Source organism: Oceanimonas aquatica, from assembly GCF_030732065.1.
Lineage (GTDB): Bacteria > Pseudomonadota > Gammaproteobacteria > Enterobacterales > Aeromonadaceae > Oceanimonas.
On the sequence record NZ_JAVBHX010000012.1, the window covers coordinates 35,468 to 50,446 of the forward strand.

Below are 14,979 nucleotides of genomic sequence, written 5' to 3' on the forward strand. Positions count from 1 at the left end.
TCAGTCAGCAGGAAGACATCATGGACGCGCCCGAGCAGCAACGCCTGAAACGTATTCTTTCCGACACACGCAACATTGCCCTGGTGGGCGCTTCAAACCGCTCCGAGCGGGCCAGCTATCAGGTGATGGAGTACCTGCAGCAACAGGGCTACCGGGTCTTTCCGGTTAATCCTCAGCTGGCCGGCGCCATCATCCTGGGGGAAACCTGCGTGGCCGGGCTGGAGGATCTGGATCAGCCGGTACAGCTGGTGAACGTGTTTCGCCGGGGCGAGTTTGCCGCCGATATCGCCCTTGATGCCATTGAACACGAAGCGCTGTGCCTGTGGCTGCAGGAAGGCATCACCAGCCAGACCGCGGCCGACGCCGCCGACGAGGCCGAGCTGGAATATGTGGAAGACTGCTGCATCAAGGTAATACACCGGGAATTGATGGAGTGATGATAAGCGTTTTTCTGTCGTCATTCGGTGAGAGCGGGGACTCGGTGCAATATGCACTGGATCTCCGCTTTCTCGGATATAACGGCATTTAAACAATAAAATAAGGGGCCTTCCGGCCCCTTTTAACGGTCAGTGATGATGGCCGTCGTCGGACGCCTTTTCCTCCGGCCTGGCATGGTCCGCATCCACCGACACTTCCACGGCAACCTCGCCCGCCTGCTCAAAATGCAGAGTCAGGGGAAAACGCTCACCTTCCCTGGGAGCCTGCTTCAAGCCGAACAGCATCAGGTGATGGCCGCCCGGCGCCAGAGTCACCGCCTCACCCGCCGGCACCGGCAGTTGCTCAAGCTGGCGCATTTTCATCATGTCGCCATCCATCATATGGGTGTGGATCTCCACCCGCTCGGCCACCGGGCTCTCGGCGCTAAGCAGCACATCATCGACATGACCGTGATTATTGATCACCAGGTAGGCGCTGCCGTTGGCCGCCATGGGCGGGGCCGGTCGGCTCCAGGGATGAGCTATCTGCAGACTGCCCTGTTCATATTCGTGGGCCACCGCGCCGGTGGCGCTCAGCAGCAACAGGGAAGCAATGGCACTGCGCATTTTGTTCATGTTTTCACTCCTAAAAATAAAAAGTGCGGCGCCGATAAGCGCCGCCGGAATCCTTTGCACGGGTAGTGAAAGATGAGTCCCGTTCATGGTAGAAAAAATCACATCGCGGCACCATGCGGCACATTGTCGCAGCCCTCAACGACTGACCGCATGCTTTTGCAGCATGCGCTGCAGGGTACGTCGATGCATGCCCAGGGCCCGAGCCGTGGCCGAGATATTGCCCTCATGCTGCTGCTGCACAAACTGCACGTATTCCCACTGATGGCGCCTGAGTGAGGGCGACTCTTCCTCGATGTTCAGGCCCGCGGTCTGCTCGGCGTCTTCTTCCTCAAAGGCGGCGAGAATGGCGTCGATCTCCGCCGGTTTGGGCAGGTACTGCAGCGCCCCTAGCTTGATGGCGGCAATGGCGGTACTGATACTGGCGTAGCCGGTCAGCACCACAATGCGCGCCTGAGGCTGGGCCGCCACCAGCTCGGGCAGCAGTTGCAGGCCGCTTTCTCCGTCCAGGTTCAGATCCAGCAGAATGCCCTGATAGCGGGCCGGCAGCGCCAGCGCCGCGTCGCCGGTTTGCGCCCATTCCAGGTTCAGGCCCCGGCGCTTGAAGCCCCGGCACAGCAGGCGGGCAAAGGTCTCGTTATCATCCACCAGCAGAAAATCGGTCATCATGGCGTTGGCTCCAGCGGCAGCAGAATGCGGGCATAGACCCCACCCTCGGCATGGTTGCCGAGCTCCAGCCGGCCGTTCAGGCGCGACAGGGTAGCGTGAGACAACCAGACTCCCAGTCCCAGCCCGGCGGGTTTGCCCGAGTCGAACTGATCCAGTCCGGCCCGGCGCAGCTGGGCCTCGCTCAGCACGCCGCTGCGATTATGCACGCCCAGCTCCCAGTCGCCGTTGTCGTGCAGCCTGGTGAGCAGCTCAATGCGCCCTTCTCCGGCGTCGGCGGCATTATTGAGAATATTGAACAGCGCCGGCCAGAACAGCGGGCTGAGCCGCACTTCCCGGTCCTGTGCATCAGCGGGCCGCTGCCAGTCCACCCGCACCTCCGGGCGCAGGTTCTGCCACTGGGCCAGCCGCTCGCTCAGCGTACGGTATAGCTGCACCGGCTCCTGCTCCGCCTGACTCTGGTGCTTGAGCCGGCTCAGGATGTCAGCGCACTGCTTCAGTTGAGTGTGGGCCAGTTGCAGATCCTCCTGAACCTCCTCGGGCAGATTGGGGGTTTCGCGCAGCTCTTCGTTCAGCAGAAACAGATTATTGAGCGGCGTGGACAGCTGGTGGGTCAGGCTCGCCGCTTCCATCGCCAGCACCAGCAGCCGTTCATCGGTGTCCTGACGCTGGTAGGCCTGGTTCAGGCGCCGTTCCCGCTCGCCCAGAATGCGCACCAGCCGCGACACACAAGCGGTGATCAGCCCCGCCGACAGCGCAAAGGTCAGCCACATGCCGGTGAGATGCAGGTTGAACAAGGCTTCGTGGCTGCCATGACCCGCGTGCTCTCCCGCCGGCAGCGGTATATGCCAGAAAAACAGCAGCAGGTAGAGGCCGGTGGCAAGGGCGGTCAGCCACCAGGCAAAGCGGGGCGAACACACCAGCGCCGCCATCACCAATGGCAGCAGAAACAGCACCGCCAGCGGATTACTGGCGCCGCCGGTCAGGCCCAGCACCAGCCCCAGCGCCAGCACATCCAGCAGCAGGCCAAACGCCAGCAATCGCTGTGCCGGCCAGCCACTGCGCCCGGCGCGGGTCAGCCACAGGTTCAGCCCGGCCATGCCGAGCGCCACCGCAGCCAGTGGCAGCAGCGGCAGGCTCGGTTTCAGCCAGTAAAAAATCAGGGTACTGGTGCCGAGCACGGCCACAAACACCCAGCGGCTGTACAGGCTGAAGCGAAGCACGCGATCCAAATCGAGCAATGGCAGGGTGGCAGAAGCAGATCGAGTCATGATGGCGCTGAATAAAACTCAAACAAAACGCCATGTTAACACGAATAAAAACGCCGGGAGTGCGGCGAAATGTCGCACTCCCGGCGTTCTCAGTTACGTATTTTTAGCGCTTGTCGGACCGTGCAAACTGTCGGCCAAAGCGCAACTCTGCTGCTTCGCATTGCCAAATCTTCAGGAAGGTGTTTTGGCTGCCTCAACAGGCTCAACAGTGACCGGCTCACTTTCCTCGGCGTCGGCACGCTTGCCCAGCAGCCGCAGGCCGGCGGCCATGGCCAGGGAACAGATGATGATACCCAGCCACCAGGGCATGCCGTAGGCCACGGGCACAATGCCGAACAGGGTGGCAATCACGCCCACAAACAGCGCATAGGGCAACTGAGTACGCACATGCTCTACCAGGCCGCAGCCCGAGGTCATGGCCGCCAGCAGGGTGGTTTCGGCCAGGGGAGAACAATGGTCGCCCCATACCGCCCCCGCCAGCACCGCCGCTACCGAGGCGTAGAACAGGTGCATGGCCTCCGGATCGCCGGCCAGGCCGTGGTGCTGCAGCACCGCCCAGGCCAGGGGCACCACCAGGGGCATCATGATACCCATCACGCCCCAGGAAGAGCCGGTGGCAAAGGCGGTAAAGGCCGACAGTACAAACACGCTTACCGGGATCAGCTCCGGCTGCAGGCTGTCGCTGAGCACGCTTACCAGGTAATCGCTGGTGTTCAGGGTCTCGTTCACCGACGACAGCGACCAGGCCATCATCAGAATGGTGATGGGCAGCAGCATCGACTTCACGCCTTCAAACCAGTAATGAGCGGCCTCGTCCATGCTCAGCAGGCCCTGCAGGCGGGTCATCACCAGCGCCACCAGAGTACTGAGCAGGGAGCCCCACATCATGGCGGTAAAGGAGTCGCTGTTACCGAACACCTCGCGCAGGCCGGCCTCGGCAGGAAAGCCCAGCTCGCTCATGCCGGTATACCAGATACCCCCAAGGGTAGTGAACACCAGTACCGTCATCGGAATAATGGCGTTCAGAGCCCGGTGGGGAATACCCGGTTTGGCGTCGATGCTGGCTTCCTCGGCAATGGCTTCCCGGTCGGTCAGTTCATCATCCGCCTCTGCCTGCCGGCGAACCGCCCGCTGCTCGGCCTTGAGCATGGGGCCGAAATCCCGGCCGGAAAGGCTGATCATAAATACGAACACCAGTGCCAGTATGGGGTAGAAGCTGTAACTGATGGACGCCATAAACACGCCGTAGGCAGAGCCGTCAAAGCCGTCCACCAGACTGAGCGCCTCGTCAATCAAGCCTACCTGAAAGCCAATCCAGGTGGTTACCAGCAAAATGGCCGACACGGGTGCGGCGGTGGAGTCCACCAGATAGGCCAGCTTTTCCCGGGAGATACGCAGCCTGTCGGTAATGTTGCGCATGGTATTGCCCACGATCAGGGCATTGGCGTAGTCATCAAAGAAAATCGCGGTGCCCAGCAGACCGGTGGTGGTCTGGGCGCTGCGCCGGCCGCGCACGAAGCGGGTAATGTGCCGGGCAATGCCGACGGTGCCGCCGTTGCGGGAAATAATGCCCACCATGCCGCCGATCAGCAGACAGAACAGCACCACCGACATGTGCTCGGAGTCGCTGGCGGCCGTCAGTACATGCACGTTCACCGAGTCGAGCACGCTGTTGAGCAGCTTGTCGCCGGCCAGGCCATAACCCAGCCAGCCGCCACAGCAAATAGCCACGAACAGCGCCAGTATCACCTGACGAAACGCCAGTGCCAGCACGATCGCCAGCAGCGCCGGCACCACCGACAGCCAGGCCGAAATGGCCGGACTGGCCGCTTCGGCCAGCACAGTGCCGGCCTCGTTCTGCAGGCTGAGCGCCAGGCTGTCGGCCTCGGTGACCAGCTCAGTGCTGGCATTGCCGTCCACCGGGGTCAGGGCATGACGACGCTCCCCCTGCACCAGCCACAGGGGCTGGTCGGTGGCACCGGTCACCGTCACCTCAAAGGGAATGCCCTTCAGTACCAGGGCCGGGGCTTCAAGAGCAGGACCATCGGCCCGGGTCAGCCCGGGCAGCAGTAAAACAAGGGTAAGCAGCGGCATCAGCCAGCGGCGAATATGACATCCTTCCATGGGACTTTCTCCTGTCAGACCGAACGCAGATACCAGTCATACTCCTGCGAGCTGACATGGCGCATAAACAGTTGCCGCTCGCCATAGCGGTTGGCGTGGTACACCCGGCAGAACTCCTGACCCAGGTATTCCGGCAGGATCTCGTTGCGTTGCCACTGATCCAGGGCCTGGATCCAGCTGTTGGGCAGACTGGGCGGGTGGCTGGCATAGGCGTTGCCGGTCACCGGCTCGGGGGCCTTCGGTTGGTGAGTCAGGCCATAGTGAATGCCGGCCAGAATGCTGGCCACCAGCAGATAGGGGTTGGCATCGGCGCCGGCCACACGGTGCTCCAGCCGGCGGGCGGCAGGGTTACCGCCGGGCACACGCACCGCCACGGTGCGGTTGTCGGCACCCCAGGTCTGGCTCATGGGCACATAGTAACCGGGCTGAAAACGGCGGTAGCTGTTGGCATTGGGCGCAAACACCACCATGGACTCGGGCATCAGCGCCAGCACCCCGGCCACCGCCTGTTGCAGCAGCTCGCTGCCCAGGGCCTGCTCATCGTTACCGCAGAAAAGGTTGTTGCCGTCGCGGTCCACCAGGCTCACGTGAATATGAGTGCCGCTGCCCGCCTCCTGGTTGTAGGGCTTGGCCATAAAGGTGGCTTCCATGCTGTGGCGCGCCGCCACCCCCTTGATCAGCCGCTTGAGCAATACCGCCTCGTCGCAGGCCTGCATGGCGTCGGGTCTGTGCTTGAGGTTGATCTCGAACTGGCCCGGGGCGCACTCGGCAATGGCGGTGTCCACCGGCAGGTTCTGGGTCAGGGCCGACTGCTGAATGCTTTCGAGAAAATCGCAGTAGTCATCAAGATCCGACAGCGAATACACCTGACACTGACGATCCCGCTTGCCGCTCACCGGCGACACCGGCGGCTGCAACTGGTGCTCATCATCCCGTTCCCGATCGATCACATAAAACTCGGTTTCCACCGCCACCACCGGCGTCAGGCCCAGATCGGAAAAACGATCCAGCACCCGCTGCAGCACATGGCGGGGATCATACACAAAGGGGCTGTGATCGTTTTCATACATGCTCATCAGCAGCTGGGCACAGGGTCTGTCCTGCCAGGGCACCCGGCTCAGGGTGCCGGGTACCGGAAAGCACAACCGGTCGCCTTCGCCCTGATCCAGCCCCAGCCCGGTTTCCTCAATGGTGTTGCCGTTAATGTCGAGGGCAAACAGCGAGGCCGGCAGACAGACCCCTTCCTCATAGGCCTTGAGCAGGCTGTCCCGGGGAATACGCTTGCCGCGGATCACCCCGTTGATGTCGCCGATCATAAGATCGATGGAATTGATATCCGGGTTTCGTTCCAGAAATTCCCGGGCCTCTTGCATGCCCTTGTCACTCATGGTGACCTCCATGTTGCGTTTTAATAACCATCCAGAATGCCATTTGTTATAGGATAATGAACAATTCAAGACAATCACCCGGCCACCAAAAAGGTTAAATGGTTGTAAAAAAGGGTTAACCTCGTCACACTATTTAAACCTAAATACCGTTTAATTACGCTTTCACGCTGGATTTTGCGTCATTAGCATGCTTCCATGACCCTATCAACCCGACGGTGAGATCCGTTGAATATATAAACCAACCGGTTTGAGCAGGTGTAAGCATGGAAAGAATAATGCACAAGCCCCTGATTGGCGTGACTGCCTGTCAGCGACAGATTGAAGGGCACCATTGCCACATGGTGGTGAACAAGTACGTGGACGCCCTGCGCCATTCGGCGAAGGTGGAAGTGGTGCTGCTGCCGGCCCTGGCCGAAGGCCTGAACGAAGGGATCCTTGAACGCCTCGACGGCCTTTGCCTCACCGGCAGCTACAGCAATGTGGATCCGCGCCATTACGCCGCCGATCAGGATCACACCGAGTGCCGGCTGGATCCGGATCGGGACGGATCCGCGCTGTCTTTGATCCGCGCCGCCCGCCGGCTGCAACTGCCGCTGCTGGGGATTTGCCGCGGCCTGCAGGAAATGAACGTGGCCTACGGCGGCAACCTGCGCCAGCCGCTGCAGGAACTGCCCGGCCTGATGGATCATCGCGAGCCGGATACCGTCGGCGTCAACAACCACTACGAGCCGGCCCACGCCCTCAGTCTGAATCCGGACGGCCTGCTGCACCGGCTTACCGGTGAGCTGAACTTTGAGGTGAACTCATTGCACCAGCAGGGCATTGACCGCCTCGGCGAGGGCCTGGTGGCCGAGGCCCTGGCGCCGGACGGCCTGGTGGAAGCCATCAGTGATCCCACCCTGCCCTTTGCTCTGGGCGTGCAGTGGCACCCGGAGTGGCGCACCGATGAACACCCGCTCTACGCCGCCATCTTTACCGCCTTTGGCGCCGCCTGCGCGAACTACCGCCAGCGCGTCAACGCCTGAAGAAACTCGCTCGAACAAGAGGGTACAGGCCGTTGCCATCGCCGAGCATACAGGGGCGAGCTTGCTCGCTAGCACCGAGCTTATTGACTGACCGAACTTCCAGTGAAAGTTCGCAGCAGTCAAAAAGTGAAGGTGGCAATTTATGCTGCGTGTTGGCGTGGCAATGGTCTGTACCTAAGCAACAGATGAACGAAAAGGACACCATCATGCATCAGTACAACACTCAAGAATTGCGCCAGCAGGACGGCCAGCACCACCTGCATCCCTTTACCGATACCAAGGATCTGGGCAGCAACAGCCGCATCATCACCAGTGCCGAGGGCATCTATATTGTTGATTCACAAGGCAACCGCATTCTCGATGCCATGGCCGGCCTCTGGTGCGTGAACCTGGGCTATGGCCGCCAGGAGCTAGTGGACGCCGCCGCCGCCCAGATGACCGAGCTGCCCTACTACAACAACTTCTTCAAGACCGCCCACCCACCGGCGATCAAACTGGCCAAAAAGCTCACCGAGCTGGCCCCCGAGCACATCAACCATGTGTTCTTTACCGGCTCCGGCTCCGAGTCCAACGACACGGTCGTGCGCATGGTGCGCCGCTACTGGCAGCTCAAGGGCCAGCCGGAAAAAACCGTGATCATCGGCCGGCGCAACGGCTACCACGGCTCCACCGTGGCCGGCGCCAGCCTGGGCGGCATGGCCCCCATGCACGAGCAGGGCGGCCCCATGCTGGCGGACGTGGAGCACATCGCTCAGCCCTACTGGTTTGGCGAAGGCCGGGAAATGAGCCCGGAAGAATTCGGTCTGCTGGCGGCGCGTTCTCTGGAGCAGAAGATCAAGGAACTGGGTGTGGACAGGGTGGCGGCCTTTATTGCCGAGCCGGTGCAGGGTGCCGGCGGCGTGATCATTCCGCCCGAAAGCTACTGGCCCGAAATTCAGCGCATCTGCGATCACTACGGCATTTTGCTGATTGCCGACGAGGTGATCTGCGGCTTTGGCCGGCTGGGCCAATGGTTCGGCAGCCAGCATTTCAATATCAAGCCCGATCTCATGCCCATCGCCAAGGGGCTGTCTTCCGGCTATCTGCCCATCGGCGGCGTGCTGGTGGGTGATCGGGTGGCCGAGACCCTGATCGAGCAGGGCGGCGAGTTCTACCACGGCTTTACCTATTCCGGTCACCCGGCCTGCGCCGCCGTGGCCCTGCGCAATCTGGAGCTGATGGAAGAAGACGGGGTGCTGGAGCACGTGCGCGAAGTGGCCGCGCCCTACTTTGCCGAACGCTGGGCCAGCCTGGCGGATCACCCGCTGGTGGGCGAGGCCCGCAGTCTGGGACTGCTGGGTGCGCTGGAGCTGGTGGCCGACAAAACCACCCTGGCCCGTTTTGAGCCGGGTATCGGCGGCCGCTGTCGGGACAACTGCTTTAACACCGGCATCGTCATGCGCTCCGTGGGCGAAACCATGGTGGTGTCGCCGCCCCTGGTGATCACCAGGCCCGAAATTGACGAGCTGGTACGCCTGGCCCGGGAAAGCCTGGACACCACAGCCCGCCAGCTCGGCATCATGGACTGAGGAGGCGACCATGACGCAACACACCCTTGCCCACTGGCAAGCCCTGAGTGAAGGACTGCGGCCCGAGGGCCGCGCCTTTATCAACGGCCGCTACTGCGAAGCCATTTCCGGCGAACGCTTTGCCAGTGTTAACCCGGCTACCGGCGCCCAACTGGCCGAGGTGGCCAGCTGTGACGAGCAGGACGCCGACCTGGCGGTGACCCACGCGCGCACCGCCCTGCCCCACTGGGCCGACCTGGCCCCGGCGGAGCGCAAACGCATTCTGCTGCAGTTCGCCAGTCTGGTAGAGCAACACGCCGAGGAGCTGGCGCTGCTGGAAACCCTGGATATGGGCAAGCCCATCTCCAACAGCCTGGAAGTGGACCTGCCCGCGGCGGTGCGCTGCCTGCGCTGGAACGCCGAGGCCATCGACAAGGTATATGGCGAAATCGCCCCCACCGCCGCCAGCAGCCTGGGACTGGTGATCCGGGAACCCCTGGGCGTGGTGGCCGCCATCGTGCCCTGGAACTTTCCGCTGATGATGGCCTGCTGGAAAATTGCCCCGGCCCTGGCCGCCGGCAATACCGTAATCCTGAAGCCGTCGGAGAAGTCTCCGCTGAGTGCGCTGCGGCTGGCGGCGCTGGCCGATGAGGCCGGCCTGCCTGCCGGCGTGTTGCAGGTGCTGCCCGGCTACGGTCATACCGTAGGCAAGGCCCTGGCCCTGCACATGGACGTCAATGCCCTGGCCTTTACCGGCTCCACCGGCGTGGGCAAGCTGCTGACCCAGTATGCGGGCGAGTCCAACATGAAGCGCACCTTTATGGAGTGCGGCGGCAAGAGCGCAAATATCGTGTTTGCCGACGCCGGCAATCTGGATCGCGTGGCAGAGCAAGCGGCCCAGGCCATTTTCTACAACCAGGGCGAGGTGTGCATCGCCGGATCCCGGCTGCTGGTGGAAAATTCCATTAAAGATGAGCTGGTGGAGCGCATCCTGCACTTTGCAAGCGCCTGGCAACCCGGCAATCCATTGGATCCGGCCACCGCCATGGGGGCCATCGTCGATGCCACCCAGCTCGACGGCATTGCCGGCCACGTAGCCGCGGCACACAAACAGGGCGCGCGCCTGCGCACCGGCGGCGAGCCGGTGAACATGAACGGCGGCCTGTATTTTGCCCCCACGGTGTTTGACAAGGTGGACAACGGCATGGCCCTGGCGCGGGAAGAGGTGTTCGGCCCGGTGCTGGCGGTGATCGGCTTTGACAGCGCCGACGAGGCGGTGGCCATCGCCAACGACTCCCCATACGGTCTGGCGGCGGCGGTCTGGACTCAAAACCTGGATCGCGCCCTGACCACGGCACGGCGGCTGGAATCGGGCCAGGTGTTCGTCAACAACTACGCCGGCGGCGACATGACGGTGCCCTTTGGCGGCTATAAGCAGTCCGGCAACGGCCGCGACAAGTCGCTGCACTCCCTGGCCGAATACAGCCAGCTGAAAACCACCTGGATAGAGTTCGGGGTGGGCTGATTAGCCCTGGAGCGCGGGCGGCTCGCCCGCAATTTGCCGCAATGCGGCAAGGTATTCACACACCAAGGGCGCCAAAAGGCGCCCTTGGTTTTTCAGAAATGCTTGGCGGGGGTGGAGCAGCTGACGATACGGCAGGGTTGATCGCTGTTGTTGCGAAAGCGGTGAGGCTGAGTGGTGGAAAAATAGTAGCTGTCGCCTTCCTTCAGCAGCCGGTGCTGAGCGCCGATAGTGATCTCGATTTCCCCTTCGATCACCACGCCGGCTTCTTCACCGTGGTAGGCCATCATATCGTGGCCGGTGTCCACGCCGGGCGGATAGGTCTCCACAATAAAGGACATGGCCCGGTTCTTGCGGTTGTAACCCACCAGTTTCAGCGACAAATTGCCGCTGCCCACGTCCTGCAGTTCCTCGGGGCTGAAAAAAATTTGATCGGTGTTTTCCAGATCCAGGGTAAAAAACTCTCCCACCGTCATGGGAATGCCGTCGAGGATCTTCTTCAGCGAGCTCACCGACGGGCTGACCTTGCCCTGTTCGATCAGCGACAGGCTGGAGTGAGTCACGCCGGTGCGTTTGGCCAGCTCCCGCTGGGAAATATTGCGCATCAGGCGCACCGCCTTCAGGCGGGTGCCCACATCGTTATTGTCGTCGCCCTGCTTCGCCGTTGTCATGTTGCTCCGTTACACAAAAAAGAAAATCCTCGGCAAATTCTACTCAATGCCAAATCCGGCTGTAAATTGAATTCCAGCCCTTACAGCCCGGCCCGCTCCAGCCGGGAGGCCATGTCACCCAGACCGTCCAGCCCCTGAATATCCGTGGGCTGCAAATACAGCGAATAACGGGACAAATCGGCAAAGACCCGTGCAATCTCGGCCAGGTGGTTTTTTTCCTGTTCGCGACGTTGGGCCAGAAAGGCGCCGTCGGCTTCATCGGGCAAAATGCGGTTCACCACCAGCCCGGCCAGGGGCAGCTTTTCGTCTTTCAGCGCCGCCACCGCCCGCTCGGTTTCCAGTATCGGCAGCTTCTCAGGAGTGAGCACAAACAAGAGCGCGGTCTGTTCACCGTCGGTCAGCAGCCGGCGAGTGCGCTGAAACAGCCGCTGACGTGCCAGCAGGGTTTCGGTAATGGATTTGGTGCGCTCGTCCATGCCTGCGGTTTCGTGGGCTCGCGGGTCGCCAAAGGGGCTGTCCACGTCCTTGCCCGGGGTCAGGTGATCCAGCACTTCACCCAGTTTTTCCGAACGCTGGTTGCTTTTGAGCATGCCTTGGGTCCAGGCGGCTATGGCCTCGGGCAGGCTAAGCAGGCGCAGGGTGTGGCCGGTGGGGGCGGTGTCGAAAATCACCAGATCGTGGGTTTGCAGGCCCTCTTCCATCACTCGGGCCATGCGCTCCAGCAGGGCCGCTTCCTGGGCCCCCGGCGACTGGCGGGTGAGGCGCATTTGCCGCTCCACCTCGCCGTACATCTCGGGCCGGGTAAAGCGCTTGAGTTGTTCCAGCACCCGGGCCAGGTGTTGCTCCACCTCGTGATCCGGGTCCAGCTCCAGGCCGTCGAGGTTGGGGGCCAGCCGGGTAATGGTATCGCCGATTTCACGGCCAAAGGCGTCGGCCAGGCTGTGGGCGGGATCGGTCGACACCAGCAGGCAGCGCTTGCCCCGGCGGGCCGCCAGCAGCGCCAGCGACGATGACACAGTGGTCTTGCCCACGCCGCCCTTGCCGCCCACCAGCAACACGCGCTTGTCGGTCAGTAACATTCAATATCTCCAAACAGTAAAGCCGGCATTACAGCCGGCTTCGGGCAAACCACATCATCTGCCCCAAATTAACAGCAGCGGAAGTGATCCAGCGGCGAGTGCTCCATGCCCATGCGCTTGTGCCAGTCGTGAAACCGCTCCAGCAGCAGGGGTTGCAGTTCCAGGGTGTAATAGGAGGCCGGGTTCGGCACGCCCATCATTTCCGAGAACACCAGCAGCATAAAGAGGTCGTCTTCCTCGCGCCGGGCCCGGGCAATGGCCGCCCGGTAGGGCGCGTTGTACACCTCTTCCGCATATTGGCTGGCCCGGTTTATCCAGGCCAGCACCCGCTTGATTTTCACGAGTTGTCCTCGATCCCTTCGACCTTGCCGCTGCGCAGTTTGGTCAGGGTTGAGCCGCACTCCAGCGCCACCAGAATGGCCGCGGCCAGCACCACCAGATCCAGCGCAAACAGGAACCAGTTGGCCTGATCGTAAAAGCCCTTGAGCTGGATCAGCAGCGCCAGCACCGTCATCACCAGCAGGAACAACAGCGGGATCAGGGTCACGAACATAGGCCGGCCCAGACGCGCCAGCATCACGGTGATCACCAGCAGGGTCAGACCCGCCAGCAACTGGTTGGTGGTACCAAACAGCGGCCAGATCAGCAGACCGCCGGAGCCGTCACCGCCGGAGCCAAAGGCCAGCAGCAAACATGAAGCCACCGCCAGCAGGGTGGCCGGGGCCGCTTTCTGCATCCAGTTGATTTTGTAGATAACGCCCCATTCCTGAAAGATGTAGCGCTGCAACCGCAGGCCGGTGTCCATGGTGGTGCCGGCAAACAGCACCGCCATCACGGTGAGGATGGTTTGCGACAGCTCGATATCAAAGCCCAGGCCGTTGCTCAGAATGTTGGCGCCGCCTTGCACAAAGGCGGCCACCCCGCCCTGACCAAAGCCACTGTAAGTGGCCTGCCAGTCGGCCAAAGTGGCAAAGCCGGCGGTGGCGGCAATAATGGCGGCCAGCGCCAGACAGCCCTCACCAATGGCACCGAAATAGCCCACAAAACGCAGGTCGGTTTCCTTGTCGAGCTGCTTGGAAGTGGTACCGGACGACACCAGACCATGAAAGCCGGAGATGGCACCACAGGCGATGGTCACAAACAGCAGCGGCACCAGCGAGGGCGTGCCTTCGGGCACATTCTCGTTAAACGCCGGCGCCACCACCTCCGGGGCCGACAGCAGCACGGCGCCATAGAGCAGGCCCAGGCCCACAAACAATTGCAGACCGTTGATGTAGTCCCGGGGTTGCAGCAGCATCCATACCGGCAGCAGCGAGGCGATGGCGGCATAAACAAACAGCAGAATGATCCACTGGGCCTTGTCGGTCATGCCCATAAACATCTCGGGCAGCGCCAGCGGCACAGAAGGGCCGGCCCAGATCAGGGCATAGAGGGCCACCACGCCCACCACGGAAACGGTGAGCAGGCCAATCATTTTGCGGTAAATCAGCTGACCGATGATCAACGCCACCACAATGGCGCCCCATACCGGCACCACCGAAGTCTGGAACTTGGTCAGCAGGCCGGCGATGACCACGGCAAACACGGCGTTCACCATCAGCAGTACCAGGAAAATAACGATCATGAAAATGCTGCGGGCGCGCTTGCCAACCACATCCCCGGTGAGCGCGCCCACCGATTTGGCCTTGTTGCGGTTACTGGCCCAGATAGCGCCCGCATCGTGCACGCCGGCAAAGAAGATGGTGCCGAACACCACCCACAAAAAGGCGGGCACCCAGCCCCAGATCACCGCGATGGCCGGACCCACAATGGGCGCCGCCCCGGCTACCGACGTAAAATGGTGACCCCAGAGCACAAACTTGTTGGTGGGCACATAGTCCACCCCGTCTTCAAATTCATGGGCCGGCGTGCGAAAGCCGGGGTCCAGCCGAAAGATTTTTTCGGCCACGAATTTTGAATAAACAAAATAGCCGAGCGCCATGGCACCCAGCCCACACAACATCAGGAATATGGCATTCATTGCACCGCTCTCCCGTAAAGAGTTTTTCTTATCATTGTTAGCATTCCCGGCATCGTCAAACCGGGTTCCGAAAGGCACCAATAAAAAGGAAAAACCCTCCGGAATCAATACGGTAGCAATAAATTCAAATGAAACTCAAACAGTCAGGAGCGACGAAAAAAGGAAATAACCACCCAACGCAAACAAAGCCACCAAAATAAAAGGGGAAGGGCAGCCTGTTACACTGCCAGGGCTTGGTTAAAAAGAATAATAAACAAGTTGAGTCACGTCGTATTCTAGCGGCTTATTCATCCCGGAAAATGGTGATCTGGCTGAAGCCCAGCTTACAGAAGTATTCTTCCCGAAATTCCTTCATGGTTTTGCGATCGTTGCGGCTGATATTGGCCAGCTGATCTTCCATGCGACGAAATTCCGCCAGATCCAGGCCCTCGGCGGCAGCAATGGCATCGTAAATGCTGTGGTGCTTGTCGTTGGCGTAGCCGATTTCCTTTTGCTGCTTGCGGTAGTGGTAACGAATGCGAAAGGCCATGGAAAGCTCCGTAAAAGGCGCCATTGTCGCTGCAAACCCCACTCACACTCAAGAGTGCGGGAAACATCACGCCAATTCGAGTCCGCAA

The 14,979-nt window shown here is 61.4% G+C and carries 14 protein-coding genes; 4 read left to right on the top strand and 10 right to left on the bottom strand.

What is annotated here, in order from left to right:
• The first annotated feature begins 20 nt into the window (after positions 1–20).
• Positions 21–437: a CoA-binding protein gene (locus tag Q9290_RS15060; RefSeq protein WP_306080470.1), complete on the top strand. Its 417-nt coding sequence runs from the start codon at positions 21–23 to the stop codon at positions 435–437.
• A gap of 129 nt (positions 438–566) precedes the next feature.
• On the opposite strand, the gene Q9290_RS15065 is transcribed toward Q9290_RS15060, so the two are convergent.
• The 5 genes from Q9290_RS15065 to Q9290_RS15085 all read right to left on the bottom strand — a co-directional run bounded on the left by Q9290_RS15065 (position 567) and on the right by Q9290_RS15085 (position 6,498).
• The gene (locus Q9290_RS15065) at positions 567–1,052 is read right to left on the bottom strand and encodes a copper chaperone PCu(A)C (RefSeq protein ID WP_306080471.1); all 486 of its coding nucleotides are present in this window, start codon (positions 1,050–1,052) and stop codon (positions 567–569) included.
• Between the two features lie 135 nt (positions 1,053–1,187).
• Positions 1,188–1,718, bottom strand: coding sequence for a response regulator transcription factor (locus Q9290_RS15070; protein WP_306080472.1), 531 nt, complete (start codon positions 1,716–1,718; stop codon positions 1,188–1,190).
• A complete protein-coding gene (locus Q9290_RS15075) occupies positions 1,715–2,986 on the bottom strand; it encodes a sensor histidine kinase (RefSeq protein ID WP_306080473.1) in 1,272 nt (423 codons plus the stop codon). Before Q9290_RS15075 ends, Q9290_RS15070 begins: the two co-directional genes overlap by 4 nt.
• 171 nt (positions 2,987–3,157) lie before the next feature.
• Complete coding sequence (locus tag Q9290_RS15080) at positions 3,158–5,110, bottom strand: Na+/H+ antiporter NhaC family protein (protein WP_306080474.1); 1,953 nt, start codon at positions 5,108–5,110, stop codon at positions 3,158–3,160.
• Between the two features lie 14 nt (positions 5,111–5,124).
• Positions 5,125–6,498, bottom strand: coding sequence for a glutamine synthetase family protein (locus tag Q9290_RS15085; protein ID WP_306080475.1), 1,374 nt, complete (start codon positions 6,496–6,498; stop codon positions 5,125–5,127).
• A 263-nt stretch (positions 6,499–6,761) separates the two neighbouring features.
• On the opposite strand from Q9290_RS15085, the gene Q9290_RS15090 reads away from it, so the two are divergent.
• The 3 genes from Q9290_RS15090 to Q9290_RS15100 all read left to right on the top strand — a co-directional run bounded on the left by Q9290_RS15090 (position 6,762) and on the right by Q9290_RS15100 (position 10,595).
• Positions 6,762–7,523, top strand: coding sequence for a gamma-glutamyl-gamma-aminobutyrate hydrolase family protein (locus tag Q9290_RS15090; RefSeq protein WP_306080476.1), 762 nt, complete (start codon positions 6,762–6,764; stop codon positions 7,521–7,523).
• Positions 7,524–7,729: 206 nt separating this feature from the next.
• Positions 7,730–9,091, top strand: a complete 1,362-nt coding sequence (locus Q9290_RS15095; RefSeq protein WP_306080477.1) for an aspartate aminotransferase family protein — start codon at positions 7,730–7,732, stop codon at positions 9,089–9,091.
• 10 nt (positions 9,092–9,101) lie between these two features.
• Positions 9,102–10,595: an aldehyde dehydrogenase gene (locus Q9290_RS15100; RefSeq protein ID WP_306080478.1), complete on the top strand. Its 1,494-nt coding sequence runs from the start codon at positions 9,102–9,104 to the stop codon at positions 10,593–10,595.
• A gap of 92 nt (positions 10,596–10,687) precedes the next feature.
• Here Q9290_RS15100 and Q9290_RS15105 read toward each other — a convergent pair whose 3' ends face one another.
• The 5 genes from Q9290_RS15105 to Q9290_RS15125 all read right to left on the bottom strand — a co-directional run bounded on the left by Q9290_RS15105 (position 10,688) and on the right by Q9290_RS15125 (position 14,891).
• The gene (locus Q9290_RS15105) at positions 10,688–11,263 is read right to left on the bottom strand and encodes a cupin domain-containing protein (RefSeq protein WP_306080479.1); all 576 of its coding nucleotides are present in this window, start codon (positions 11,261–11,263) and stop codon (positions 10,688–10,690) included.
• Positions 11,264–11,343: 80 nt separating this feature from the next.
• Complete coding sequence (locus Q9290_RS15110; protein WP_306080480.1) at positions 11,344–12,342, bottom strand: ArsA family ATPase; 999 nt, start codon at positions 12,340–12,342, stop codon at positions 11,344–11,346.
• 68 nt (positions 12,343–12,410) lie between these two features.
• A complete protein-coding gene (locus Q9290_RS15115) occupies positions 12,411–12,683 on the bottom strand; it encodes a cory-CC-star protein (protein ID WP_165662031.1) in 273 nt (90 codons plus the stop codon).
• On the bottom strand, positions 12,680–14,362 hold the full coding sequence (locus Q9290_RS15120) for a carbon starvation CstA family protein (protein ID WP_306080481.1): 1,683 nt from the start codon (positions 14,360–14,362) through the stop codon (positions 12,680–12,682). Before Q9290_RS15120 ends, Q9290_RS15115 begins: the two co-directional genes overlap by 4 nt.
• Positions 14,363–14,645: 283 nt before the next feature.
• Positions 14,646–14,891 carry a DUF2960 domain-containing protein gene (locus Q9290_RS15125; RefSeq protein WP_306080482.1) on the bottom strand — a complete coding sequence of 82 codons (246 nt, stop codon included), beginning with the start codon at positions 14,889–14,891 and terminating at the stop codon, positions 14,646–14,648.
• Positions 14,892–14,979: the final 88 nt, after the last annotated feature.

What these genes read in the sequence shown, in the direction of transcription:
- Q9290_RS15060 (WP_306080470.1), top strand. Translation starts at nt 21, where the DNA reads ATGGACGCGCCCGAGCAGCAACGCCTGAAACGTATTCTTTCCGACACA.
- Q9290_RS15065 (WP_306080471.1), bottom strand. Translation starts at nt 1,052, where the DNA reads ATGAACAAAATGCGCAGTGCCATTGCTTCCCTGTTGCTGCTGAGCGCC.
- Q9290_RS15070 (WP_306080472.1), bottom strand. Translation starts at nt 1,718, where the DNA reads ATGATGACCGATTTTCTGCTGGTGGATGATAACGAGACCTTTGCCCGC.
- Q9290_RS15075 (WP_306080473.1), bottom strand. Translation starts at nt 2,986, where the DNA reads ATGACTCGATCTGCTTCTGCCACCCTGCCATTGCTCGATTTGGATCGC.
- Q9290_RS15080 (WP_306080474.1), bottom strand. Translation starts at nt 5,110, where the DNA reads ATGGAAGGATGTCATATTCGCCGCTGGCTGATGCCGCTGCTTACCCTT.
- Q9290_RS15085 (WP_306080475.1), bottom strand. Translation starts at nt 6,498, where the DNA reads ATGAGTGACAAGGGCATGCAAGAGGCCCGGGAATTTCTGGAACGAAAC.
- Q9290_RS15090 (WP_306080476.1), top strand. Translation starts at nt 6,762, where the DNA reads ATGGAAAGAATAATGCACAAGCCCCTGATTGGCGTGACTGCCTGTCAG.
- Q9290_RS15095 (WP_306080477.1), top strand. Translation starts at nt 7,730, where the DNA reads ATGCATCAGTACAACACTCAAGAATTGCGCCAGCAGGACGGCCAGCAC.
- Q9290_RS15100 (WP_306080478.1), top strand. Translation starts at nt 9,102, where the DNA reads ATGACGCAACACACCCTTGCCCACTGGCAAGCCCTGAGTGAAGGACTG.
- Q9290_RS15105 (WP_306080479.1), bottom strand. Translation starts at nt 11,263, where the DNA reads ATGACAACGGCGAAGCAGGGCGACGACAATAACGATGTGGGCACCCGC.
- Q9290_RS15110 (WP_306080480.1), bottom strand. Translation starts at nt 12,342, where the DNA reads ATGTTACTGACCGACAAGCGCGTGTTGCTGGTGGGCGGCAAGGGCGGC.
- Q9290_RS15120 (WP_306080481.1), bottom strand. Translation starts at nt 14,362, where the DNA reads ATGAATGCCATATTCCTGATGTTGTGTGGGCTGGGTGCCATGGCGCTC.
- Q9290_RS15125 (WP_306080482.1), bottom strand. Translation starts at nt 14,891, where the DNA reads ATGGCCTTTCGCATTCGTTACCACTACCGCAAGCAGCAAAAGGAAATC.